General features: G+C 59.3%; 30 protein-coding genes. 12 read left to right on the top strand and 18 right to left on the bottom strand.

The genetic code is table 11. The features are described 5' to 3' along the window. Window positions 1-3 precede the first annotated feature (3 nt). The 5 genes from FIU92_RS17225 to pip form a co-directional block, all read right to left on the bottom strand. The gene (locus tag FIU92_RS17225) at window positions 4-627 is read right to left on the bottom strand and encodes an RNA-binding protein (RefSeq protein WP_152459781.1); all 624 of its coding nucleotides are present in this window, start codon (window positions 625-627) and stop codon (window positions 4-6) included. A 22-nt stretch (window positions 628-649) separates the two neighbouring features. Then, window positions 650-2,269: a transcription termination factor NusA gene (gene nusA, locus FIU92_RS17220; RefSeq protein ID WP_152459780.1), complete on the bottom strand. Its 1,620-nt coding sequence runs from the start codon at window positions 2,267-2,269 to the stop codon at window positions 650-652. Then, window positions 2,269-2,859 carry a ribosome maturation factor RimP gene (rimP, locus tag FIU92_RS17215; protein ID WP_152459779.1) on the bottom strand — a complete coding sequence of 197 codons (591 nt, stop codon included), beginning with the start codon at window positions 2,857-2,859 and terminating at the stop codon, window positions 2,269-2,271. Before rimP ends, nusA begins: the two co-directional genes overlap by 1 nt. 160 nt (window positions 2,860-3,019) lie before the next feature. Then, window positions 3,020-3,841, bottom strand: a complete 822-nt coding sequence (locus FIU92_RS17210; RefSeq protein WP_152459778.1) for an ABC transporter substrate-binding protein — start codon at window positions 3,839-3,841, stop codon at window positions 3,020-3,022. Further along, a complete protein-coding gene (pip, locus tag FIU92_RS17205) occupies window positions 3,838-4,815 on the bottom strand; it encodes a prolyl aminopeptidase (protein ID WP_152459777.1) in 978 nt (325 codons plus the stop codon). The genes FIU92_RS17210 and pip overlap by 4 nt, the downstream gene beginning before the upstream one ends. Before the next feature lie 48 nt (window positions 4,816-4,863). On the opposite strand from pip, the gene ubiG reads away from it, so the two are divergent. Further along, window positions 4,864-5,610 (top strand): bifunctional 2-polyprenyl-6-hydroxyphenol methylase/3-demethylubiquinol 3-O-methyltransferase UbiG, encoded by a 747-nt coding sequence (ubiG, locus tag FIU92_RS17200; protein WP_152459776.1) that lies wholly within the window; start codon window positions 4,864-4,866, stop codon window positions 5,608-5,610. A gap of 4 nt (window positions 5,611-5,614) precedes the next feature. On the opposite strand, the gene FIU92_RS17195 is transcribed toward ubiG, so the two are convergent. Genes FIU92_RS17195 through FIU92_RS17180 form a run of 4 tightly spaced genes read right to left on the bottom strand, consistent with a single transcriptional unit; the run spans window position 5,615 to window position 7,958 of the window. Next, a complete protein-coding gene (locus FIU92_RS17195) occupies window positions 5,615-6,055 on the bottom strand; it encodes a MarR family winged helix-turn-helix transcriptional regulator (protein WP_152459775.1) in 441 nt (146 codons plus the stop codon). A 12-nt stretch (window positions 6,056-6,067) separates the two neighbouring features. Next, window positions 6,068-6,898: a carbon-nitrogen hydrolase family protein gene (locus tag FIU92_RS17190; RefSeq protein ID WP_152459774.1), complete on the bottom strand. Its 831-nt coding sequence runs from the start codon at window positions 6,896-6,898 to the stop codon at window positions 6,068-6,070. Further along, window positions 6,898-7,155: a glutaredoxin 3 gene (gene grxC / locus FIU92_RS17185; protein WP_152459773.1), complete on the bottom strand. Its 258-nt coding sequence runs from the start codon at window positions 7,153-7,155 to the stop codon at window positions 6,898-6,900. The genes FIU92_RS17190 and grxC overlap by 1 nt, the downstream gene beginning before the upstream one ends. A 38-nt stretch (window positions 7,156-7,193) precedes the next feature. Continuing rightward, window positions 7,194-7,958 carry a double zinc ribbon domain-containing protein gene (locus FIU92_RS17180; RefSeq protein WP_371419722.1) on the bottom strand — a complete coding sequence of 255 codons (765 nt, stop codon included), beginning with the start codon at window positions 7,956-7,958 and terminating at the stop codon, window positions 7,194-7,196. Between FIU92_RS17180 and FIU92_RS17175 the strand changes: the two genes are divergently transcribed. Together FIU92_RS17175 and hemH are read left to right on the top strand one after the other, a co-directional pair. Beyond that, a complete protein-coding gene (locus tag FIU92_RS17175; RefSeq protein WP_152459771.1) occupies window positions 7,939-8,769 on the top strand; it encodes an SAM-dependent methyltransferase in 831 nt (276 codons plus the stop codon). The two genes, FIU92_RS17180 and FIU92_RS17175, sit on opposite strands and share 20 nt — an antisense overlap. Window positions 8,770-8,825: 56 nt before the next feature. Further along, the gene (gene hemH / locus FIU92_RS17170) at window positions 8,826-9,875 is read left to right on the top strand and encodes a ferrochelatase (protein WP_152459770.1); all 1,050 of its coding nucleotides are present in this window, start codon (window positions 8,826-8,828) and stop codon (window positions 9,873-9,875) included. Between the two features lie 72 nt (window positions 9,876-9,947). Here hemH and FIU92_RS17165 read toward each other — a convergent pair whose 3' ends face one another. Next, window positions 9,948-10,130 (bottom strand): hypothetical protein, encoded by a 183-nt coding sequence (locus tag FIU92_RS17165; protein ID WP_117870963.1) that lies wholly within the window; start codon window positions 10,128-10,130, stop codon window positions 9,948-9,950. A 139-nt stretch (window positions 10,131-10,269) separates the two neighbouring features. Continuing rightward, complete coding sequence (locus FIU92_RS17160; protein WP_152459769.1) at window positions 10,270-10,869, bottom strand: L,D-transpeptidase; 600 nt, start codon at window positions 10,867-10,869, stop codon at window positions 10,270-10,272. 169 nt (window positions 10,870-11,038) lie between these two features. On the opposite strand from FIU92_RS17160, the gene FIU92_RS17155 reads away from it, so the two are divergent. After that, on the top strand, window positions 11,039-11,554 hold the full coding sequence (locus FIU92_RS17155) for a CAP domain-containing protein (protein ID WP_152459768.1): 516 nt from the start codon (window positions 11,039-11,041) through the stop codon (window positions 11,552-11,554). 55 nt (window positions 11,555-11,609) lie between these two features. On the opposite strand, the gene ptsN is transcribed toward FIU92_RS17155, so the two are convergent. The 7 genes from ptsN to FIU92_RS17120 all read right to left on the bottom strand — a co-directional run bounded on the left by ptsN (window position 11,610) and on the right by FIU92_RS17120 (window position 16,393). Then, complete coding sequence (gene ptsN, locus FIU92_RS17150; RefSeq protein WP_117872900.1) at window positions 11,610-12,074, bottom strand: PTS IIA-like nitrogen regulatory protein PtsN; 465 nt, start codon at window positions 12,072-12,074, stop codon at window positions 11,610-11,612. Between the two features lie 59 nt (window positions 12,075-12,133). After that, window positions 12,134-12,697, bottom strand: a complete 564-nt coding sequence (hpf, locus tag FIU92_RS17145; RefSeq protein WP_152459767.1) for a ribosome hibernation-promoting factor, HPF/YfiA family — start codon at window positions 12,695-12,697, stop codon at window positions 12,134-12,136. Between the two features lie 252 nt (window positions 12,698-12,949). Next, complete coding sequence (gene lptB, locus FIU92_RS17140; protein ID WP_152459766.1) at window positions 12,950-13,708, bottom strand: LPS export ABC transporter ATP-binding protein; 759 nt, start codon at window positions 13,706-13,708, stop codon at window positions 12,950-12,952. After that, window positions 13,708-14,199: an LptA/OstA family protein gene (locus FIU92_RS17135; RefSeq protein WP_152459765.1), complete on the bottom strand. Its 492-nt coding sequence runs from the start codon at window positions 14,197-14,199 to the stop codon at window positions 13,708-13,710. The genes lptB and FIU92_RS17135 overlap by 1 nt, the downstream gene beginning before the upstream one ends. Window positions 14,200-14,202: 3 nt before the next feature. Next, window positions 14,203-14,784 (bottom strand): LPS export ABC transporter periplasmic protein LptC, encoded by a 582-nt coding sequence (lptC, locus tag FIU92_RS17130; protein ID WP_245218082.1) that lies wholly within the window; start codon window positions 14,782-14,784, stop codon window positions 14,203-14,205. 29 nt (window positions 14,785-14,813) lie between these two features. Further along, complete coding sequence (locus tag FIU92_RS17125; protein ID WP_152459763.1) at window positions 14,814-15,782, bottom strand: SIS domain-containing protein; 969 nt, start codon at window positions 15,780-15,782, stop codon at window positions 14,814-14,816. After that, window positions 15,779-16,393, bottom strand: a complete 615-nt coding sequence (locus FIU92_RS17120) for a ribonuclease D (protein ID WP_152459762.1) — start codon at window positions 16,391-16,393, stop codon at window positions 15,779-15,781. The genes FIU92_RS17125 and FIU92_RS17120 overlap by 4 nt, the downstream gene beginning before the upstream one ends. Window positions 16,394-16,526: 133 nt before the next feature. On the opposite strand from FIU92_RS17120, the gene FIU92_RS17115 reads away from it, so the two are divergent. From FIU92_RS17115 to FIU92_RS17080, 8 genes are all read left to right on the top strand, one after another. Then, complete coding sequence (locus FIU92_RS17115) at window positions 16,527-16,784, top strand: metal-sensing transcriptional repressor (protein ID WP_152459761.1); 258 nt, start codon at window positions 16,527-16,529, stop codon at window positions 16,782-16,784. Between the two features lie 3 nt (window positions 16,785-16,787). Next, the gene (locus FIU92_RS17110; RefSeq protein WP_152459760.1) at window positions 16,788-18,107 is read left to right on the top strand and encodes an MFS transporter; all 1,320 of its coding nucleotides are present in this window, start codon (window positions 16,788-16,790) and stop codon (window positions 18,105-18,107) included. A 52-nt stretch (window positions 18,108-18,159) separates the two neighbouring features. Then, entirely contained in the window at window positions 18,160-18,588 is a 429-nt protein-coding gene (locus FIU92_RS17105) for an Lrp/AsnC family transcriptional regulator (protein WP_152459759.1), read from the top strand. A gap of 73 nt (window positions 18,589-18,661) precedes the next feature. Then, complete coding sequence (locus tag FIU92_RS17100; protein ID WP_371419721.1) at window positions 18,662-19,360, top strand: transglycosylase SLT domain-containing protein; 699 nt, start codon at window positions 18,662-18,664, stop codon at window positions 19,358-19,360. Window positions 19,361-19,429: 69 nt separating this feature from the next. Continuing rightward, on the top strand, window positions 19,430-21,457 hold the full coding sequence (flhA, locus tag FIU92_RS17095; RefSeq protein ID WP_371419753.1) for a flagellar biosynthesis protein FlhA: 2,028 nt from the start codon (window positions 19,430-19,432) through the stop codon (window positions 21,455-21,457). Continuing rightward, window positions 21,454-22,227, top strand: a complete 774-nt coding sequence (locus tag FIU92_RS17090; protein ID WP_172978518.1) for a flagellar biosynthetic protein FliR — start codon at window positions 21,454-21,456, stop codon at window positions 22,225-22,227. The genes flhA and FIU92_RS17090 overlap by 4 nt, the downstream gene beginning before the upstream one ends. Next, a complete protein-coding gene (gene flhB / locus FIU92_RS17085) occupies window positions 22,224-23,312 on the top strand; it encodes a flagellar type III secretion system protein FlhB (RefSeq protein ID WP_152459757.1) in 1,089 nt (362 codons plus the stop codon). The genes FIU92_RS17090 and flhB overlap by 4 nt, the downstream gene beginning before the upstream one ends. Continuing rightward, window positions 23,309-23,695: a hypothetical protein gene (locus FIU92_RS17080; protein WP_152459756.1), complete on the top strand. Its 387-nt coding sequence runs from the start codon at window positions 23,309-23,311 to the stop codon at window positions 23,693-23,695. Before flhB ends, FIU92_RS17080 begins: the two co-directional genes overlap by 4 nt. The last annotated feature ends 1 nt before the right edge of the window (window position 23,696 follow it).

Genomic DNA, 23,696 nt, shown 5'->3' with positions numbered 1-23,696 from the left:
TACTTACCCTTCCGCGCGGCCCCTGCCGCCGTCATCCGTTTCGCGCAAGCCACGCAGGCGCTGCGCTTCCTCTACAACACGTTTGGCGAGTCCGCCAGAGGCCAAGGCCGCATGAATCACCGTTTGGCGCCCAAATGCCTGTCCTAATTCGTCTGCCGTCAGCCAACCTATGTATTTCCCGAAGTGCGGCGTGCTCAGTTTGGACTTGCCGCGCCCCGATCCATCAGCGGCCTGAATCAGCACCTGCGCCTCTTCCCGGTCCAGCCACGTCTTGACCTTTTCATACCCGGCAACCGCGTCGCCGGACTTGCGCGCCAGGCTGAGCAGCTCGACAACGCGCCGCGCGATCTGCTGTTCAACCTTTTCCGCCAGGTCCTTCGGCACAGACACCTGCGCCTTGAACCCCCGCGCAAACAGTTTCTTGCCAACGGCCTTGTCCAGGGCGGCACGATCCGCCGCCACATAGACCCCCCGCCCGGGCAATTTCGCCGCGACATCCGGAAAAACCTGACCGTCCGGCCCCGCCACAAAGCGGATCAACCCGAATTTGGGCTGCACCTCGCCCGTGGCGATGCACTTGCGCTCGGGTCCGTCGGACCGATCCTTATGGGCGCCACCGCGACTCATACACGCCACTCGAAGCCCGAGATCAGGCCTCGACCTCCTCGTCTGCTGCGTCGCCGTCGGCGTCTTCTTCCGCCTGTTCCAGCTCGGCCGGATCAACCCAACCCAGCAGGATACGCGCCGTCATGACCATATCTTGCGCCTCTTCCAGCGTTACGCCGAAAGGCTCCAATACACCGTCATCCTTGACACGCTCACCATCGACGGTCGTCCAGCCACCGGCCAGTTCCCAGTCGGCGCAAGTTGCAAAGTCTTCCAGAGTCTTCACGTCGTCCCTGGCCAGCGCCTCCACCATCTGGGGTGTCAGGCCTTCGAATTCAATGAGACTGTCCTCGGCCCCCAATTCACGCGCCGCATCCAGTGCCGCCTTGGCCTGTGCTTCCAGGAACTCGCGGGCGCGGGTTTGCAGTTCCTGCGCGGTACCTTCGTCAACGCCGTCGATGACCAGCAGTTCCTCGATCTCGACATAGGCAACCTCTTCGAGGTTGGTGAAGCCTTCCGAGACCAGCAGCTGAGCAAAGAATTCATCCAGATCCAGGCTGTCCATGAACAGTTTGGTACGGGCTTCGAATTCCTTCTGACGGCGGGCCGATTCTTCGGCTTCGGTCATGATGTCGATGTCCAGACCGGTCAGCTGGCTGGCCAGACGCACGTTCTGACCGCGGCGACCGATGGCCAGCGACAATTGTTCTTCGGGCACGACGACCTCGATCTTGCCGGCTTCTTCGTCCAGAACCACCTTGGAAACCTCGGCAGGCTGCAACGCGTTCACCAGGAAGGTCGGCTGATCTTCGTTCCACGGGATAATGTCGATCTTTTCACCCTGAAGCTCGTTCACAACGGCCTGAACACGGCTGCCACGCATACCAACGCAGGCCCCGACAGGATCGATCGAGCCGTCATACGAGATCACAGCGATCTTGGCGCGCGAACCGGGGTCACGGGCCACGGCCTTGACCTCGATGATGCCGTCATAGATTTCCGGTACTTCCATCTTGAACAGCTCAGCCATGAATTCCGGCGCGGTGCGCGACAGGAAAATCTGGTGGCCACGCACTTCGCGGCGAACCTCTTTGATATAGGCGCGCACCCGGTCATTCGGGCGATAGCTTTCGCGGCCGATCTTGTCGTTGCGGCGCAGAACCGCCTCGGCACCGCCCAGATCGACGATGACATTGCCAAACTCTTCGCGCTTGACCGCACCGTTGATGATGGTGCCCGCGCGATCCTTGAATTCTTCGTACTGACGGTCGCGCTCGGCTTCGCGCACTTTTTGCAGGATGACCTGCTTGGCGGACTGAGCCGCAATCCGACCCATTTCAACCGGCGGAACTTCTTCGACGAAGACGTCGCCAACCTCGGGCGATTCCATGTACTGCTTTGCCTGCTCGACGGTCATTTCGGCCTGATAGTTTTCAAGCTCGTCATCTTCGACCACCGTGCGAACACGGGTGAACGTCGCCTTGCCGGTCTTGCGGTCGATGCTGACGCGGATGTCCATCTCGGCGCCGTAGCGGCTCTTGGCGGCACGGGCGAGCGATTCCTCCATCGCTTCGACAACCAGGCCGGGGTCGATCATCTTTTCGCGGGCCACGGCCTCGGCGGTCTGCAACAGCTCCAGCTGGTTTGCTGAGGTGATTGCCATCAGTTCGTCTCCTCTTCGGACCCTTCGGTCTCAATCTCGTCGAAAGCGTTTTCGTTCAGGGCGCCGGCATCCTTGCGCTGGCGCAGCATTTCCTTGATCAGGTCATCGGTCAGGACCAGCTTGGCATCGCTCAGCCAGTCGAATTGCAGACCGATGGTGATGGTTTCATCCCCCTCGGGGATGTTGATCAGAACCTCGTCCCCTTCGATCCCGGCCAATTCGCCCTTGAAGCGTCGGCGGCCGTCAATCAGTTCGGCGGTCTCGATCTTGGCCTCATACCCTTCGAAGGTCTCGAAATCCTTCAGACGGGTCAGAGGGCGGTCGATGCCGGGGCTGGACACCTCGAGCGTATAGGCATCAAGGATTGGGTCCTCGACATCCAGCGTGGCGCTGACCGCGTTGGAAATTTCGGCGCAATCATCCACTTCGATACCGCCATCGGGCTTGTCGGCCATGATCTGAAGCGTGGTCTGCTTGCCGCTCATCAGGCGGATGCGGACCAGCTCATAGCCCAGATCCTCGATCACGGGCGTGATGATCTCGGCCAGTCGCCGGTCAATGGCAGCTTTTGCTATCAGGTCGTTTGTCATCTGGTACTCTACCCTGTCAGTCGGGCACAAAAAAACGGGCGCGCGGCCCGTCGAATTTTCCGGTGGAGCCTTGGACCAGAAGTCCAACGCGCCGCTGTTGAAACTGCATATACGCAGGATGGCCCGAGTCTGCAACCCCCCGAGGGATTCGCATTCGGATTTACACCATCCACCACCGTTCGGCGATGCGGCCATCGTCCAGCGCACCATTCCCGGCAATCTGCCGCGGCATCCCGACAGCATTCGATACGGCAAGGGCCATGTCGGCCTCGGACGGGTGGAACCGGACACCGCGCGTGCCTCGCATTCCGGCCCGATCCGGAAGCGCCGCGATATCGACATACCCGTCCCGCAGCGCCTCGGCCCGCACGGCAGGGTCCGGGATTACAATGACCTCAAACGCGTCAGCCCATCCGGCCTGACCCTCTTTGTAATGCCCCTCGACACGGCGGCCCAGAAAATGGCGGCCATCTTCTGCCCGTTCGACACGATAGCAGCCGGTGCCGTTGGCCTTGCGCAACGGGGATACGGTTTCACCGGCGCGCGCAACGACAAAGCGGCTGTCGGCCAACAGGAAAGGCAATCCGGGATTTGCCTCGGCAAGTTCCAGCCGCAGGCGGTTGGGGGCAAGCGCCTCGGGCCTTCCGATTTCGGCCAGAACGGCCAGGACATCGGCAATCTGCAACGGTTCGCCATCGTGAAAGACCGCGTCATCACGCAGATCAAAGTTCCAGACCCGTGCGTCTGCGTCGGTTTGCCAGCCGGTCGCAAGCTCACCGCGCAACGTACTATCCGGGGCGATTTCAGTCATTGTGTCGAAAACGGCCCCACGCGCCACTTGCTCGAGGCTGTCATCGCGCGGAACGGCCAGACGCAATGTCCCGCCTTTCTTGGGCGTACCGGCAAGGGATGCTCCTGTCGCCGCCAGCAATGCGGCAGCGGCACCAGAGGCAAAGAGAGCACGGCGATCGATGCGGGTCATGCGACACCCTCCGCCACACGGTCCATGATTCGCACCAGTTCCGCGCTGATGCCCGGCTCGGACAGGGCGTGCCCCGCCTGACGAACCATTTTCAGTTCGGCATTCGGCCAGCGTTCCGCCAGCGACCACGCGGCTTGCGGCGGGCAGATCATGTCATAGCGCCCCTGCACGATATGGCCGGGGATATGCGCGATCCGGTCCATCTGATCCAGAATCTGCCCGTCCGTTTCCAGAAACGCCTTGTTGGAGAAATAGTGATTCTCGAGCCGCGCAAAGGTGCGCGCGTATTCGCCGGGGCTTTCGCCAACCGATCCGTTGGTGTGGATCGAGGCCAGCGCGTTTTCCCAATGCGACCAGGCCCGCGCATACAGGATCTCTGTCGCGCGGTCGCCCGAAAACAGACGTTTGTTATAGGCGGCAATGGTGTCGTCCAGTTCAACCTCGGGCAGCAGCGAGGTGAATTTCTGCCATTGCTCGGGCCAGAACCGCCCGGCGCCGCCGCCGTAAAACCAGTCAAGCTCGACCTGAGTCGCAAGGAACACCCCGCGCAACACCAATCGACTGACGCGATCGGGATGGGTCTGGGCATAGATCAACGCCAGAGTCGCCCCCCAGCTTCCGCCAAAAGCGATCCATTCTTCGATCTCGAAGAGTTTGCGCAGCCGCTCTATGTCGGCCACCAGATGCCACGTCGTGTTGTCCTCGACCGAGGCGGTGGGGCGCGACCGGCCACATCCGCGCTGGTCAAACAGAATCACCCTGTAGGCCTGTGGATCGAAGTATCGCCTCATGGCCGGGCTGCACCCCCCACCCGGCCCCCCGTGCAGGATCACGACGGGTATGCCGTCAGAATTACCGCATTGTTCCACATAAATACGGTGCCCATCGCCCATATCGACCATCCGCTGGTCGAAAGGGTCGATCGGCGGGTACAGATATTGAACTGCGCGCTTTTGGTCCGGGTACTTGTCCATTATCGCCCTATATAGTCCTTAAGCGTAAAAGAGCACACGGAGACAGGAATGCAAGCGCATCCGAACACGGTGGACCCGTCCGAGATCGCAAAATTCGAGGCGATGGCCGCGGAATGGTGGGACCCGCACGGAAAATTCAAACCATTGCACATGCTTAACCCGTGCCGGCTGGACTATATAACGCAGCAGATCGCCGGAGAATTCGATCGCGACCTAAAGTCGCCTATTCCGTTGGAAGGCCTGCGCCTGCTGGATATCGGTTGCGGCGGCGGGCTGCTGAGCGAACCAATGGCGCGTCTTGGGGCCGACGTTGTGGGCGCCGACGCCGCGGAACGCAATCTGCCCGTGGCGCGCATTCACGCTGAACAGTCCGGGCTGAAGATCGACTATCGCCATACCACGGCCGAGGACATGGCCGCTGCCGGTGAGCAATTCGATGTTGTGCTGAACATGGAAGTGGTCGAACACGTGGCTGATCCCCTGTCCTATCTGACCGCCACGCGTCACTTGCTCAAACCCGGCGGGTTGGAGATTTGTTCAACCATCAACCGCAACCCGAAATCCTACGCCATGGCGATTTTCGGGGCCGAGGTCGTCATGCGTTGGCTGCCGCGCGGCACGCATGAATGGAACAAGTTCATTACGCCGGACGAGCTGTTTGACCTGCTGCGTCAGGCCGGGCTGGACCCGGTGGACCGCAAGGGGTTCGTGTTCAACCCGATCCTTTGGAGCTGGTCCATCTCGGATCGGGACTTGAGCGTGAACTACGTGACGGCGAGCGTGAAGCCACAGTAGGGAGTTATTCCCCCTCCAACTGCATGCGCAAGTCCCGAAGCACCGGCAGGGCGCTGCGGACCCGCTCCGGCCCGAGCTCTCCGACCACGCGGTTGATCAGCGGGGCAATCGAGGAAATCGCCTGATCCCGCGCCCGTCGACCTGCGGGGCTGATCGCCACCATCTTGCGGCGGGCGTCGTCCCAGTCGGGGCGGATGTGGATGTACCCGGCCCATTCCAGCTTGGCCAAAGTATTGGTCATCGCGCCACGGGTCACGTGGAATGTGTTGGCCAGTTGCGCCGGGCTACGTTCGTCCCCGACGAAAACTAGATGATTCAGCACCGAGAAATGCGAAATTTCCATACCCTTGGGCAGCACCCGGCTGAGCCGGTTGCGCAACAACTGATCCGCGGTCAGGATCTCGCTGAACAGCGTGACCGCAAGGGCGTTGGTGTCTTCCGTCATTGTTCAATTCTGTCAGGGTCCAGTGAAAGACCGGGTGTGTGTCAACGACGGCACGCGGCGGCGTGCCTCTGTCACAGAACTATCATCCAAATCGAAAATGTGAATGCCCGGATCGGTACCTGCGTCGATCAGCACCTTTCCCCACGGGTCGACGACCATGCTGTGCCCATGGGTAAAACGCGTCTTTCCGCGCGTTGATGGGTGTTCCCCCGTTTGCGCGGGGGCCAAGACCCAACAGCCTGTCTCAATCGCCCGGGCCCGCAACAGCGATTCCCAATGCGCGGCGCCCGTAACAGGTGAAAACGCTGCCGGAACGGTCAGGATTCGCGCGTCTGCCTGCGCCAAAGCCGCATGCAGGTACGGAAACCGGATGTCATAACAGATGGTCAAACCCACTTTGCCAAAATCAGTTTCGGCTATGACCGCCTTTTCGCCGGGGCGGTAGTTCTTTGATTCGCGGAACGTCTCGGTCTCGGTGACCTGCACGTCGAACATATGGATCTTGTCGTAACGCGCCACGATCCGACCTTGCGGATCGATCATGAAAGACCGGTTGGCAAACCGCCCGTCAGCGTCATGAGTCTTGATCCCCAGTGACCCGATCAACACCCACACGCCCAGTCGGGCGGCCTGAGCCCGCAGGCCGGCCAAGGTGATGTCGTCTTCTTCGTGCTGAAGAACCTCGTTTTGCCGCGTCGTACTGTTTGACACGCAATTCGTGACCTCTGGCGTCAGGATAAACCGCGCGCCCTGCCCTGCCGCGTCGGCCGCCATGGCGCGCACCATGTCCAGGTTTTCGACCGGATCATCCGACGAGGTGATTTGCAGCAGCGCGGTCTTCATCAGGCCGCAAGCAGACGGTCAAGCTTGCCTTGCCGCTCCAGCTCGTAAAGGTCGTCGCAGCCGCCCACATGCTGTGTCCCGATGAAAATCTGAGGCACGGTGCGTTTGCCACCTGCACGCTGGATCATCTCGGGCTTGCGTTTGGGGTGCATCAGAATGTCAACTTCCTTGAACTCAACGCCTTTCTGCTTCAGCAGACGTTTGGCCGCGTGGCAAAAACCACAGAGCGGCGAGGTATAGATTTCTACGGGCTTCATGTTCCGGTCCCTTTGGGTTTCGTGCGATCTTGGGCGAATTAGGCATCCTTGGCAACGCGCGCCAGTGCCAACACGAAAATATGATTTGCCCCTGCGGCCTGACACGCACGAGTGCACGCCGCCAGCGTCGCGCCGGATGTCATCACGTCATCCACCAGCAGGACATCGCGCCCCTTCAAATGCAGTGCCCGCCTTGGGTGGACGTCAATTGCGCCTGCCAAGGCTTCGCCCCTTTCCCGCGCGGTCTTTCCGTCCATCACCGGGGTCCTCCGTTTGCGCACCAGCAGATCTGGCACGCAGTCCAACCCGGTTTCTCGCCCCAGGTTGCGTGCCAGCAGCGCAGACTGATTGTATCGCCGTTTCAGCAGGCGTGACCAATGCAACGGCACCGGAGCAATCACCATCCCGGGACGCAACAGCTCGCGCCCGGCCTGCGCCATCCAACGCGCAGCGGGGCGGGCCAGTTCAGTCCGGTCACCATGTTTCAAGGCCAGAACAAGTGACCGCGCCTTCCCATCATACATCAGCGCAGCGCGGCCCGCGTTCCAGCGCGGAGGGGTTTTCAGACAATCGTCGCACTCGGTCCGGAACCTGTCTGCACTTCCGATCACGGGCACACCACAGCTTTCGCAAACCGTGCCACCGATGAACGGCGTATCCCGCCAACACGCCCCACACAGGCCGAAATCGGATTCCGTCAGCTCTCCGCAGCCCATGCAACGCGGCGGGTAGATCAGTGCAAGGGCAGTTTGAATCCGCTGCGCAATGCGATACTTGCGACCTATGAAACTGCCCGAGCCCACCGCACCCTCTCTTTTCGACCGTAACGCCATTCTGCATCATCGCGCCCGCGCGAAGGACGACGCCCTGTTCTTGCACCGCGCCGCCATTGATGAGGTTCAGGATCGGCTCTCCATGGTTAACAGAGCCTTTACGGCACCTGCGGTTGTGACCCCTTTCCCACAGCTTTGGGCGGACATTTTTCCGGATGCCGCCATTGTCGCGGATGACGATGTGCTGTCGCTGCAACCCGGTGCGCATGATCTGATAGTTCATGCGATGGCGCTGCACTGCGCCAATGACCCGGTCGGCCAGTTGATCCAATGCAAAAGAGCTTTGAAACCGGATGGGCTGGTTCTTGTTCTATGCCTTGGGGGTGAAACCCTTCACGAATTGCGCGCCGCACTGGGTCAGGCCGAAATCGAAGTCACGGGCGGGCTCAGCCCCCGCATCGCCCCCATGGCCGAACTGCGCGATCTGGGTGGGTTGCTGCAACGGGCCGGTCTGGCATTGCCAGTGGCCGATGCCGTACCGCTGACGGCAGAATACCGCGATATCTGGCACCTGATGCATGATCTGAGGGATATGGGTGAGACCAACGCTCTGGCTGCCCGGTTGAAATGCCCGACCCGACGCAGAGTGTTCGAAGCCGCACAGCGCGTCTATTCGGATCACTTTTCGACGGGAACAGGCCGTCTTACCGCAACCTTCGAACTGATTTGCCTGACCGGTTGGTCCCCCGATGACAGCCAACCAAAGCCGCTGCGCCCGGGTTCAGCCCAAATGCGCCTGGCAGATGCCCTGCGCACGAAAGAGGGCAAACTGCCGGATTGACGCGCAACCAAATCCCTTTATCTCAGGTCGGAACACGAAAACTCAGGAATGCTCAAATGTTTGATGCCACCCGTCCCGCTCATGCCCCTGCCGACCATCCCAAGGTCAAGATGGGCCGTGTTGGCATTTTGCTGGCCAATCTGGGCACACCGGACAATTACACCTATTGGCCGATGCGTCGCTATCTGAACGAGTTTCTGTCGGATCAGCGGGTCATCGACTATCCGAAATGGAAATGGCAACCGATTCTTCAGGGGATCATCCTCAGCAAACGGCCATTCAGTTCGGGTGAAGCCTATAAATCGATCTGGAACCATGAAAAGGGCGAAAGCCCGCTGATGACGATCACCAAGGACCAGACTGCCAAGCTGCGCGATGCGATGCAGGATCGGTACGGGGATCAGGTGATGGTCGATTTCTGCATGCGCTACGGCAACCCGTCAACAAAGTCCAAAGTGCGCGAGATGGTTGCCGCGGGCTGTGACCGTATTCTGTTTTTCCCGCTTTACCCACAATACGCGGGCGCAACCACGGCCACCGCCAATGACCAGTTCTTTCGTGCACTGATGGATGAGGCCTGGCAGCCTGCCACGCGAACCGTACCGGCCTATTTCGACCAACCCGCCTATATCGACGCTCTGGCGCAATCCGTTGAACGTGCTTATGCAGCGGCGGAGACAAAACCCGATATTCTGGTCTGCTCGTATCACGGGATGCCGGAACGGTATCTGCAACAGGGTGACCCCTATCATTGCCAGTGCGCCAAGACGACACGGCTGCTGAAGGAACGGCTGGGATGGTCTGACGATCAACTGGTTTCAACGTTCCAGTCGCGATTCGGCCCCGAGGAATGGCTGAAACCCTATACAGTGGATCATGTGGCGGATTTGGCCAAACAGGGCAAAAAGAACATAGCGGTCATCGCGCCGGCTTTCTCGGCCGACTGCATCGAAACGCTGGAAGAGATCAACGAAGAGATCAAGGAGAGCTTCGAAGAAGCGGGCGGCGAAACCTTCACCTATATTCCATGTCTCAATGACGATGCGGCGCACATAGCTGCATTGGGCACAGTGATCGAAGAAAACTTGCGCGGCTGGCTGGACTGACCTGCACAGCCTTGGGAAAATAAAAAAGGCGGTGGATTGCTCCACCGCCTTTTTCATGAATTCCGTGTCGGATTAGCTTGCAGCAACAGCAGCAGCAACAACGACCAGCAGGATCAGCGGCAGCAGGATGCCCTGCGACGAACCCTGAGTTTCTTCTACAACAACAGGTGCTTCAACAACCGGCTCTTCCAGGTTACCAGCATAAGCGGTCGAAGCAGCAGCAGTCAGTGCAGCAGCGAGAACGAGTTTCTTCATATTAACCTCCAGAATTTGCGCAGTTCCAATGCCCGGAACCACACATCTAAGACTTACCTCGTGGTTTTTTCTAATCAGCATTGACGCTGGAATGCAATTGCAACTTGACCGCTAAGCGGGTTCCCACACGAAAATGTCGTCAAATTAGCAACACTTGCGTGCCGACCTTCGCCATCGAGAACAGCTCGGCAATGTCTTCGTTGAACAGACCGATACAGCCATTCGACGACCGGCGTCCGATTTTTCGCGTATCGTGCGTTCCGTGAATGCGATAGTACTTCCAACTCAGGTATAAAGCATGTGTTCCCAGCGGGTTATCCGGCCCCGGAGGGATATAGTCAGGCCATTCCGGGTTTCGCTTTTTCATGGACGGTGTCGGAGACCAGCTGGGCCCTTCAACCTTTCTGATTACGCTGGTACGCCCCCGGCGGGTCAGTTCCTCGGTCAGGGGAACCGATGAAGGGTAGAGTTTGTATATACTTTGATCATCTGACCAATAGTGCAGCGCGCGCGACACGGTATCGACCAGAATGGCACCGTTTCTGGTGTTCGAAAAGTACGGCTGCCAATCCAGCGCCCGGAAACCCGATACGTTGCGGCGCACCGAAGGCTCGGGTTCGGGTGCAGGACGCAGCGGATCACCGGGGATGTACTGCGCCAGTGCGGGGGTTGCCAGCGTCGCGGTGGCCCCAGCCAGAAAACCCCTGCGTGTGGACGTTTGAATGCGCTTTTTGACCATGACAACGGGTCCTGTGTTCAAGTGAGGTCTGAAATCCGTGACATTCTATTGCCAGAATGCTTCAGTCGCAAATCAAACCGGCAGAATCACGCAAGTTTAGGCTATTGCGCGTTTGCTCAGAGCTGTCAGGCGCGCTATGCCCTGTAATGACACAATAACCAGGTCGATCATGACGCGTATCGTTTCTTTACTCTTGATTTGCTTTGTCGCGCTGGCGGCATGTACAGACACCGGCACCACGACCATCGGTGCAGACGGTCGCCCGCTGCCCACGGTCTACAAAATTCGCGGCAACCCGGAAAAGTTGCAGTTCCGTATGGTTGATTCGGTCAATGCCCTGCGTCAGGCCCAAGGATTGCAGCCTGTCCAGCTGAACTCGCAGCTGAACGCAGCAGCGGCGACCCATTCCAAGGACATGGCCAGACAGAACCGGCCCTGGCACTTCGGGTCCGACGGCTCCTCTCCGATCGATCGGGCTGCACGGGTCGGATATTTCGGCACGTTCCTCGGTGAAGCAATTTCCGAGACCTACGAAACCGAAACCGAAACCCTTGCCGCTTGGATGCAGGAACCCGGACCGCGCGCCGTGATCATGGACCCCAAGGCCACGCAGATGGGGTTCGCCTGGCATCAGGAAAAAGGCGGGAAAATCTGGTGGACGCTGGAAATGGGAACCGGCGGCTGACCCCGATCACCGTACACACAAAAAAGCCCCCGAAATCCGGGGGCTTTTTTTCTGATTACGCTGCTTGCATGGACTGCGCTTCGGTCAGGATCGCATAAAGCTTGACCGGATCGGGGTTCGCCCGAAGCTTGGTGCACACCGAGGTGTCCCTCAGCGTGCGTGACACAAGGGCCAGCGCCTTGAGATGATCGACGCCGGCCTCTTCCGGCGCAAAAAGTGCAAAGGCAATGTCCACGGGTTGACGGTCAACCGATCCAAAGTCGATGGGCTTTTCCAGCATGACGAATACGCCCGAAACCGAATCAAGCTCGGGCAACCGCGCGTGCGGAAGCGCAACGCCATGCCCCACGCCCGTCGGGCCAAGGCTTTCCCGTTCGAGCAGACAGTCGACGACGGCCTGAGAATCGAGGCCCAGATTGGCGGCTGCGACATCGCCGATTTCCTGAAACAACCGCTTCTTGCTGGAAGCGGCGGATAGTACACGTACTGCTTCGGGCTTCAGTATGCTCGAAAGCTCCATGATCACGCTCCATAGGCACGGCACCCGCGTCGGCGGGTGCGGCCCCGTATCCTTGCCTGTTAAGGATCAATCCAGCCGATGTTACCGTCTTCGCGACGATACACGACGTTCAATCCATCCTTGTTCTCATTTCTGAACACCAGCACCGGGGCACCGGCAAGTTCCATTTGCATCACGGCTTCACCAACGCTCAAAGATGGGATTTTTGTTTCCATCTCAGCCACAATCATGGGCTGCAGCGATTCGGGTTCATCGGCCGCGTCCGATTCATCAGAAGCGAGGATATAAGAGGACGCTCCAAAGAGTTCAACCGGCTCGGACCGATCCTTGTGGTGGTCCTTCAAACGACGCTTATAGCGCCGCAGTTGTGTTTCCATTTTGTCGCAGCATGCCTCGAACGCCGCATAAATTTCGGTTGCATGCGCCTTGGCCTGAGCGGTCAGCCCGGTGGACAGGTGCACTGTTGTTTCGCATACATATTCATGCGCTGAACGGGAAAAGACGACGTTGGCATCGGTAGGCCGCTGGGCATATTTACCCACAACCTCGCCCAATTCGGTCTGCACGTGAGTCTGAAGCGCCGCACCGATGTCGATCTGTTTTCCGCTGATTTGGTAACGCATGTGATCTCCTTCACAATTCACACCCATTCTGACGTCACGTTACGCGACGAACTTGTTTTTATCGGGTGGGGGGTCGAGACACTTTCCGCGGTTGTCTTAACTCCAGCCCTTCAACGAAGGGACAACGATCTCCAGACTGGAACCGGGTAAATGCCATGGGACAATTGAGGCAAGAGACGAGGGAAGAGTCAATCAAAACAGGTGTGTATATACGCGATTTCCGCCATGCATCCGACGCAGACCATAACAAGCCTATGAAATACGGAAGTTTTCGCCAAGATAGACACGGCGGACATTCTCGTTCTCGACGACCTCGTCTGGTGTGCCCGACATCAGAACCTGCCCGTCATGCAGGATATAGGCCCGGTCGACAATTTCCAGCGTTTCCCGCACGTTATGGTCGGTGATCAGAACACCGATCCCCCGTTTTTTTAGGTCGGCAACCAGATGCCGGATATCGCCGACGCTGATCGGGTCAACACCCGCAAATGGTTCGTCCAACAAAAGATATTTCGGGTCTGCGGCCAAACATCGCGCTATCTCAACGCGGCGGCGCTCACCGCCGGAAAGGGCAAGAGCAGGCGCGCGGCGCAGATGTTCGATCGAGAAATCCGACAACAGCTCTTCCAGCCGTTCTTTCCGCCTGTGAGCATGAGGAACCGTGATATCCAGCACCGCGGCGATATTGTCTTCGACGCTCATGCCGCGAAAGATCGACATCTCCTGCGGCAGGTAACCGATGCCCATCCGCGCACGCCGGTACATCGGCAACGTCGTAACATTCTGGCCGTCAATCGTGACTTTGCCGGCCTCTGGGAAAACAAGCCCCGCCACGGAATAAAAGGTCGTGGTCTTACCCGACCCGTTGGGTCCCAACAGGGCAACGACTTCGGACCGGTCCAGTGTCATCGATACATCGCGGATCACCGTTTTCTTACGGTAGGATTTCCGCAGTTTCTCGATGCGCAGCCCGGAATTGCCTTCGGCCACTGACAGGTCGGGTCGCGCCATCAGTTGTTTCCCTGCTGAAGGATCGTCTTGACGCGCCCGGTCATGGTCGCTGTGCCCGTTGTCAGATTGGCGTTCATCTGATCGCCGCTGATGATGCTGGGGCCTTGCGTCAGCAGGACATTGCCTTTCATGACGATCACACCGGAATCTATCGTGTATTCCGCCCAATCGCCCTCTGCCGCATCCGGCGGGCTGACCAGAACAACATTCTCGGTGGCTTCCATCCGTTCAATCGCCGAGCGTTCCTCGTTGTAGATCACGAGAACCCGTTCAGCGGTCAGCCGCATTTCGCCCTGAATGACGACGACATTTCCGAGGAATTCGGCAGAACCGTCCTCCTGGTTGACGTTCAATATTTCGGATGTGACCTCGACCGGAAGGCTCGGGTCGGCATTTGCAGAACCAAAAGCCACCTGCGCCTCCTGCGCAGTCGCGGTTACGGCACCTGCAAACAGAGCAAGGCACAAAGGAACAAAACGAAAATCGAACACAGGTTATCTTTCTGCTTTTTCAGGCTCGTATACCAGCTTCACGCCGTCTGTAAAAACAATATGGACCGGTCCGTCCTTTTTTTCAGTCCCAAAGGTCATGCGTCCGGCGGAAAAATTGCCGATCGGCCCGGTTCCGTTCACCCGCCCCGGCGTGTCGCCCCGGATTTCGTCCAGCGACGTGTTGAGCAGGTCAGTCGTGACTTGAAGCCCGTCGGCAGTGGTAATCACCACGTCGCCGACAAAAGTTGCCGTGCCCTCATCAGGGCGGATCAAACCTGAATTGGAATCCAGAAATATCGTTCCACCGCTGAGAAGCCCCAGCCGGCCCCGAAATTCGGATGCGGTCGGGGTTTCGTCTTCGCCGCCCTGCTTGGCTTGGATGGCTTCGATCTGAACATCCTCGCCTTTGCGGGTTGTCCCGCGATATTTCGGCTGTGTGACCACCTGTTGCGCCAACCGCTCGTCAATGTCTTTTTCTGCGAATGGCACTGATACGTTGGTTTCGATGCTGCGGGATAGCAGGAACACTGTAGACAGCATCAGAATGGCCGCAAGCGGCAACAGAACCTTCAGGAACTGTACCATGCGGGAATACCTGTCCAATTCGGCCTCCCTCAGCCCAGACCGACGCGCAAGCAGTCGTGGATATGCAGAAGTCCCAGCGCCTGCCCGGATGCAGCCTCGTCGACCACAAACAGCGAAGTGATCTTGCGATCATTCATGATCGCCACCGCCTCTTCGGCCAATGCGTCCGGTGTTATGGTGGTCGGATTGGCGGTCATGACCTGCTCGGTCGTTTTGTCCAGCAGACCGTCCATGTGTCGCCGCAAGTCACCGTCCGTAATGATGCCCGACAAATGCCCCTGCGCATCCGTTACACCGGCCACGCCGAAACCCTTTTGGCTGATTTCGATCAGCGCGTCGCTCATCGGGGTGTTCGCCGCGACCAGAGGCAGGGCTTCGCCTGTATGCATCAGATCACGCACCGTACTCAGCCGCGCACCCAGCTTTCCGCCGGGGTGGAAGGCGCGAAAATCCTCGGGGCGGAAGTCGCGATACTTCATCAGCGCAATGGCCAGCGCATCGCCCATGGCTAGGGTCAGCGTCGTCGAGATCGAAGGCACCATGCCGAAACCGCAGGCCTCGCCCATCGACGGTATCAGCAGATGCACATCGGCCTGTTTCATCAACGTGCTTTCTGGCTTGCTGGATAGCCCGATCAGCGGAATGCCAAAGCGGCGCGTAAAGGCCAGCAGGTTGGCCAGCTCGGGCGCTTCGCCAGAATTCGAAATCGCCAGCACCACATCGCCTTTGGAAACCATGCCCAGATCGCCATGGCTGGCCTCGGCCGGGTGCACGAAATAGGCAGGCGTTCCGGTACTGGCCAGAGTGGCGGCAATCTTGTGGCCGATATGGCCCGATTTTCCGATGCCGCTGATGATGATGCGCCCGGTTGCTTTCAGGATAAGATGCACCGCCTCTGCAAAATGCTCGTCAAGGCTGTCGGCCAGCACGTCCAGCGCGCGGGCCTCGTCGGTGACGACCTGGCGGGCGGTTCTCAGGAATGCTTCGGTGTCGGTCATGAGTGTGCAAAGATATCCGTTTCGGGCCAACCGGCGAGATCCAGCTTCGCACGCATCGGCAGGAAATCAAAACAGGCCTGCGCCATCTCGGTCCGGCCCTCGCGCGCCAGTCGCTTGTTCAACTCGTCGCGCAGGCGGTGCAGATAAAGAACGTCCGAGGCCGCATAGTCCAGCTGAGCATCGGTCAGGGTTTCAGCGCCCCAGTCGCTCATCTGCTGTTGTTTCGAGATATCCACGCCGATCAGTTCCTGGCACAGGTTCTTCAACCCGTGGCGGTCGGTGTAGGTGCGCACCAGCCGGCTGGCGATCTTGGTGCAGTAAACCGGCGCGGCCAGGGCACCAAAGGTGTGATACATCGCGGCGATGTCGAACCGCCCGAAATGGAACAGCTTCAGGACATCGGGGTTTTCCAGCATGGCACTCAGGTTTGGGGCTTCGGTCTGGCCCTTGTCCACCTGAATGATATGGCTGTTTCCGTCACCGCCTGACATTTGAATCACGCACAGGCGATCGCGATGCGGGTTCAGCCCCATGGTTTCACAGTCAATGGCCACAACCGGGCCCAGATCCAGCCCATCCGGCAGATCGTTTTTGTACAAATGGTTCGCCACGCGACTATTCCTTTGTGCGATGTCGCCCCCGAGATAGGCGGTTTGGTCCCCAAACTCAACGCCGTCCGAAAGTCGCGGGCCATTCGATGCCAAATCCTTGACCATATCCCCATCGGGAGGATATGGATAAGCCATGTCAGACAACACCCACCAGTCACATTCGCAGATCACGGCCCGGCTGAAGCGGGCCCATGGGCACCTGGCCAAGGTCATTGCCATGCTCGAGGAGCACGCGCCCTGTTCGGACGTCGCCCAACAGTTGTTTGCAGTAGAAAAGGCCGTCACCAATGCCAAACGCGCTTTGATTCATGATCATATCGAACACTGCCTGTCCGCTGACGACGATGGCGGTGGGATCGAAGACTTCAAGGCGATTACAAAGTACCTCTAAGCCATGCTGAGTATTCTGAAACACCGCACATACCGCCACCTGTTCGCCGCCCAGATCGTTGCTCTGACCGGAACCGGGCTGGCCACGGTCGCCCTTGGGCTGCTCGCCTTTGATCTGGCCGGGAATGCTGCGGGACTTGTCCTTGGCACGGCACTGACGATCAAGATGGTGGCTTATGTCACCGTTGCACCGCTCGCCGCTGCTTTTGCCGAGCGTCTGGATCGTCGCAAGATGTTGGTCGTGCTGGACCTGATCCGCGCAGCGGTTGCAGTGTGTCTGCCTTTCGTGACTGAAGTCTGGCAAATCTACGTGCTGATCTTCGTGCTCCAATCGGCGTCGGCGGGCTTTACGCCCGCCTTTCAGGCCACGATTCCGGACGTTCTGCCAGACGAAGCTGAATACACGCGTGCCTTGTCACTTTCACGCCTGGCCTACGATCTGGAAAGCCTGCTGAGTCCGATGTTCGCCGCCGCATTGCTGCTGCTGGTCAGCTTCAACAGCCTGTTCTGGGGTACCGCGCTTGGTTTTGTCGCATCGGCAATGCTGGTTGTCTCAGTCGTGCTTCCGTCACCTAAGCCAAGCCGACCCCGCGGCATCTATGACCGCACCACACGCGGCATACGTATCTATCTGAAGACACCCAGGTTGCGCGGACTGCTTGCGCTCAGCTGGAGTGCAGCGGCCCTGAGCTCGATGGTGATCGTGAACACTGTGGTCATCGTGCGCGCCAATCTTGGCCTGTCGGAAAGCGCGGTGGCCATTGCCCTGGCCGGTTTCGGGGGCGGGTCGATGCTTGCAGCCTTTACCTTGCCCCGCCTTCTGGACCGGATCGAGGACCGTCGGGTCATGGTCGCGGGCGCCGTTTTTGCCACTGGCTCCATGGCCGTCGCCGCGATGTTGGCCGCAATTGCTCCTCTGTCGCTCGGGTTGCTGACCGCGTTGTGGGCATTTACCGGTTTTGGATACTCCACCACCCTGACACCTTCGGGCCGCCTTTTGACCCGGTCGGCCCACCCCGAGGATCGCCCTGCCGTCTTCGCCGCACAGTTTACCCTTTCGCATGGCTGCTGGCTGGTTCTTTACCCGCTGGCAGGGTGGTTGATGACCGTGTTCGGCCCGACGGTCACACTCAGCAGCATGGCGACGCTGTCCGTGGCGGGCGTCGTCGGTGCAATCGGCCTGTGGCCGCGCCTCGACCAGGAACCGATCACCCATGATCACCCCGACCTGCCGCCCGATCATCCACATCTGGCCGGGTCGGGCCCGCACGCGCATCCGATCATCATCGACGATCTGCACCCGCGCATCCCGCGCGAACCCTGAGCGGGCGCTTGGACCTGATCTCAACCCGCAATGACCACAAACCAGAGCCCCAATGGACCAGCTTGACCGTCGCATAATCGCCGCCCTGCAAGCCAACGCACGCGCCTCGACCACGCAGATTGCGACCACGCTGGGTGTTGCCCGGACAACCGTGCACGAGCGAATAAACCGGATGGAACAGCGCGGCCTGATCGAAGGATACTCCGTGCGCCTGGGGTCCACCGAAGACACGCCGAAAGTGCAAGTCATCGTCATGCTCGAAGTGCAGCAAAAGGAAACCAGCCGGATCATCAAGCGGCTCGAAGCCTACCCCGAAGTCAAACTGTGCCTGTCGATCAACGGAGAGTTCGACCTTATGCTGTCCGCAGAGGCGCCGAGGCTGGAGGATCTGGACATTCTGGTCGATGACCTGGCGAAAATTCCCGGTGTCTTGCGCACCAATACCAGCGTTGTTTTCGGGCGCAGGATAGATCGAAACTGAAGCGGCGATAACTCTCTGTAAACCGATCGTTGGCTAGCTTGGCCGGGAGAGATCAGAATCCCGGACCGGCAGAATGCCAAATCAGAAGTTCCCGCTTTTACTCATGATGGTGCATGTGCTTTTTGCGCAGGCAGGGTTTGCCATGCCAGATGCCAAAACCGGTGACCTGTGCGATCATGCCGCGCGCCGCGCCGCTTTGTCCGAAGGCGTGCCCCTGGACGTGCTCCGCGCCATCTCGCGCGTTGAAACCGGGCGCAGGTTGGACGGCCGGTTGCAGCCTTGGCCTTGGACAATCAACGTCGGCGGTCAGGGATACTGGTTCAAGTCCGAGGTCGAAGCCAAGGCCTATGCGTTCAAAATCTTCAAATCGGGCACCCGCAGCTTTGATGTCGGCTGTTTTCAGATCAATTATCGCTGGCACGGCAAAGCCTTCCGTTCGATCGACGCGATGTTCGATCCAGATGAGAACGCGACCTACGCCGCCCGGTTCCTGAATGAACTCCATGCCGAGCTTGGTTCGTGGCCCGCAGCCGCGGGGGCTTATCATTCCCGCACGACACCCCTTGCCGAAGCTTACAAAGAGCGGTTTCAAACGGTGCTGGCACAGCTCGAAGGAGTCCCCCGAACCCGGGTTGCGGGCACGTCTCGGGATCCGTTCACCGGAGCCGGACTCCCCTTGATTCCCATTCCGACGGCCTCGCCCCGCACCGGCGCGCTTGGGTCTCTGGTGCCAGCCGCAGGCGCCGCAACCGCGTTTATCGCCTTCAACTAGGAGTTTCGCGTGCCCAAGGTAGACATCCAGTCGCTGTTTTCGCCTACTGTCCTGCTGGCGATTGCGCTGATGACGGTCATCGTCATGATGATCCTGCCCATGCCAGCCTGGGTGCTGGACGTGGGGTTGGCGGCCTCCTTTGCGCTGGCCATCCTGATCTTCACCCTGACCCTGTTCATTGAACGCCCGCTGGACTTTTCCTCCTTCCCGACGATTCTGCTGGCGTCTTTGATGTTGCGCCTGTCGCTGAATGTGTCGTCGACGAAACTGATTATCGGGCAGGGGCACACTGGCCCGGATGCCGCAGGAGACGTGATCGAAGGTTTTGCCAGTTTCGTCATGGGCGGCAGCATTTTTCTTGGCCTGGTGGTGTTCGGCGTGCTGCTGATCGTGAATTTCATGGTCATCACCAAAGGCGCCGCCCGCATGGCCGAAGTCGGCGCGCGCTTTGCGTTGGACGGGATGCCCGGCAAACAACTTGCGATCGACAGCGACATGTCCGCCGGGGCAATCGATCATCAGCAGGCCAAGGAACGGCGAGAGCTGGAACAGCAGGAGACGACATTCTTCGGTTCGCTCGACGGTGCGTCGAAATTCGTGAAAGGTGACGCCGTCGCCGGGCTTCTGATCACGTTGCTGAACCTCGTCATGGGCCTGGTCATGGGCGTCGTCGTACATGGAATGCCCGTGGCCGCGGCGTTCGAAACCTATGCGATTCTCACCGTCGGCGACGGGTTGGTGTCCCAAATTCCCGCCGTCATCATTTCCATAGCGTCTGCCCTTCTGCTGGCACGGGGCGGCACGCAGGGGGCCACGGACAACGCCATCTTTTCTCAACTTGGCCGCCACCCGGCAGCATTGTCCACCGTCGCGGTGCTCATGGTCCTGTTCGCTCTGGTGCCCGGTCTTCCTTTTCTGCCGTTCATCCTCGGCGCGGCCATTCTGGGATATGCGGCTTACAATGTTCACCGAAAGCAGCAAGACGCAGACGCGTCGGCAAAACTGCCCTCGACCGAAACCGAAGCGCCGACATCCCAGGCTATCGGCGACATCCTGGACCTGGATGATGTCCATCTGGAGTTCGCTCCGGATCTGGTCAGCATGGTTCTGAATCCTGGCACGGGGCTGGACGCTCGTATTGCCAATATGCGGACCTATGTGGCGTCGACCTTTGGCCTGATCCTGCCCGAAATCCGCCTGACCGACCGCGCCGACCTGCCGACCGGAACGTATGTGATCAAGGTTCAGGGCGTCGAACAGGCACGCGGTGTCTTACATCCCGATCTCATCCTGGCGCTCGTGCAGGACGGGTTTGACCTGCTGCCGGAGGGCAATGACGTGACCGAGCCGGTCTATGGTGCTCCGGCGCGCTGGATCCTGCCGAAAGATCAGGAGGACGCCGCGCTGAGCGGTGCCACCATAGTTTCACCGCCCGAGATTCTTGCAACCCATCTGCTGGAGATCATCAAACAGAACTTCTCGCGCCTGCTGACACTGAAATCCCTCCGGCGCCTGCTGTCGGAAATGACCCGCCTGAGCGACCCGGTACGCGCCGAAGCCAACCGCAAGCTGCTGGATGAACTGATCCCCGACAAAGTGCCGATCGACACGTTGCACGCTGTTCTGCGCCTGTTGCTCGACGAACGTGTGTCGATCCGGAACATGGCGCTGATCCTTGAAAGTGTCGCCGAGGCGCGGCTGACCACAACCCAGCCCGAAGGCATCTGTGAACTTGTGCGTCAGCGTCTTGGCTTTCAGCTGGTCGCGGACATGAAGCGCGAGGATGGTTCGATCCCTCTGATCCAGTTGGCCCCGGAATGGGAGGACACATTCGCCTCTTACCAGATCGACGCCCCAAATACCGGCATGGATGTCGCGCTGCCCCCGAACGTGTTCAACAAACTGGCCGACGGAGTCGTGAGCACCATCGCCAAATCCGCTGACAACGGTCTGTTTCCAGCCGTCGTGACCTCGACCCGGCGTCGTCGGTTGCTGCGCACCGTCATGCAAGCACGCGGCGTGTCCAACCCGGTTTTGTCCTTCGAAGAAATCGGGCTGGAAGCCAAACCTGCCTTGGTCGGAACTGTTGCAGCGTGATTGCCCTGCCGCCAGAGATGCTGTCGCAGCTGGCCGAAGCAATCTGGCAGGCCTTTGTCGTGTTTCTGCGCGTCTCCGCTCTTGTTTCGCTGCTTCCAGCTTTCGGTGAGCGCAGTATTCCGACACGGGTAAAGCTTGGTGCTTCCGTTGCTTTCACGCTGATCATACTGCCCGCTGCGCCCCCCGTCAGAATAGATCCCAGCCTTTGGGCGACCGTGCGGCTGGTCGGCACCGAAGTTCTGATCGGGCTTGTCCTGGGGATAGGCCTGCGCCTGTTCGTTCTCGCGCTGCAAACCGCGGGGTCTATTGCGGCTCAGTCCACGTCATTGTCGCAACTGCTGGGTGGCGCGGCGGCCGATCCGGTCCCAGCCATGGGATACCTGCTGACCCTGGCAGGGCTGACACTTGCCGTAATCATGGACCTGCACATCCGGGCCGCGCAGTTCCTGATCCAGAGTTATGCCCTGTTCCCAATAGGGCTGGCACCTGATGCTGCGGATGCGTCGCGCTGGGGATTGCATCAGGTCGCCAACAGCTTTGGGCTGGCTTTTGCACTGGCAACACCGTTCGTCATCGCCTCTTTGATCTACAACCTGGCACTTGGGGTCATCAACCGGGCAATGCCCCAGCTGATGGTGGCCTTCGTTGGTGCTCCTGCAATCACCTTCGCCGGGCTGTTTCTGCTGTTTACCGGCACACCGCTGATCCTGTCCGTGTGGGCTGACGCGCTGATCACCTTCTTCGCCAACCCGATGGGAGTGCAAAGATGAGCGCAGGTGATGACGACAGCGACAAGTCATACGAGCCGACACCGCAAAAGCTGCTGAAGGCGCGCGAGAAGGGTGAGGTTCCAAAATCCAACGACTTGTCGGTTGTGGCGGCATATACCGGGCTTCTGATCTCCCTGCTTACAGTCGGTCAATACAGCGTCGAGCATATGGGCACCGGGTTCATGGTTCTGATCGATCAGTCCGACGAATTTGCACGGCTTCTGACGGATGGGCCATCGCATGCTCCGGTTGCGGGGGTTTTGAAAAGTACCCTGCTGCCTGTTGCTTTGCTGTTCTGCCTTCCTGCCGCGGCTGTTCTGCTGAACTTGATCGCCCAGCGCGCGCTGATCTTTGCCCCAAGCAAATTGAAACCAAAGCTATCGCGTATCTCTCTGGTTTCGAACGCAAAGAACAAGTTCGGGCGGGGCGGCCTGTTCGAGTTTGCCAAAAGCACCACCAAACTGTTGATCTACAGCGCCTGCCTTGCGCTTTTTCTGAAAGCCAATCTAACCGAGATTCTGTCTGCTAGCGCGGCGCCGGCAAAGTCATCCATTCTGCTCATGATGAACCTGCTGTTTCGCTTTCTGTTCATCGTGATCGCAATCGCACTGGCCATCGGGGTTGTCGATTTCCTTTGGCAATATGCCGAACACATGCGCAAGAACCGTATGTCGCGCAAGGAGATCATGGATGAAACCAAGGATGCCGAGGGCGACCCACATGTCAAACAACACCGGCGCCAGCGCGCACAGGAAATCGCAACCAACCAAATGTTGGCAAATGTTCCAGGCGCGGATGTCGTGATCGTAAACCCCACCCATTATGCTGTGGCGCTTAAATGGGCACGGGTTGCGGGCAGCGCCCCGGTTTGCGTTGCCAAAGGGGTGGACGAAATCGCCGCCACCATCCGATCCGCCGCAGGAGAAGCAGGCGTTCCGATCCATTCAGACCCTCCCACAGCTCGCGCACTTCACGCGACCGTGGACATAGGTCAGGAGATCGCCGAAGAGCACTATCGTCCTGTTGCCGCCGCGATCCGGTTTGCCGAAGCGATGCGAAAACGCGCGAAGGAGCAAGTTCGATGACTCATACGCAATTACCCGATCTGGAAAAAGTGACCGACGCAGCGTTTCAGAAGCAATTTCAAGCGCTGCGACCGATCCTGGAGGCCGAGGCACGGATCAAGCAGCAACTTGCCAGATTGGACGGTCAACTCCGTCAGGCGCGCCAAGACAGCACCAAGGTCGAAGGCTATCAGGTTTCAGGGACCGACGTTCTCTGGAATAGTTGGGAGTCCGCGACGCGGAGACAATTGAACCTGCAACTGGCACGAACGCGCGCGCAGAATCTGGCCGGAATGGAAGCTTTGCGTACTGCCTTTGGGCGAAAACAAGCGGTGGAAACACTGCGGAAGAAAATTCAGCAGGCAAACCGAAAAGCAAATGCCAAAAAGCACTTCGGTCCCTAGC

The organism is Ruegeria sp. THAF33, assembly GCF_009363615.1.
Taxonomy (GTDB): domain Bacteria; phylum Pseudomonadota; class Alphaproteobacteria; order Rhodobacterales; family Rhodobacteraceae; genus Ruegeria.
Note: the sequence above shows the minus strand (reverse complement) of the source record. Positions and strands in the feature narration are given on the sequence as shown.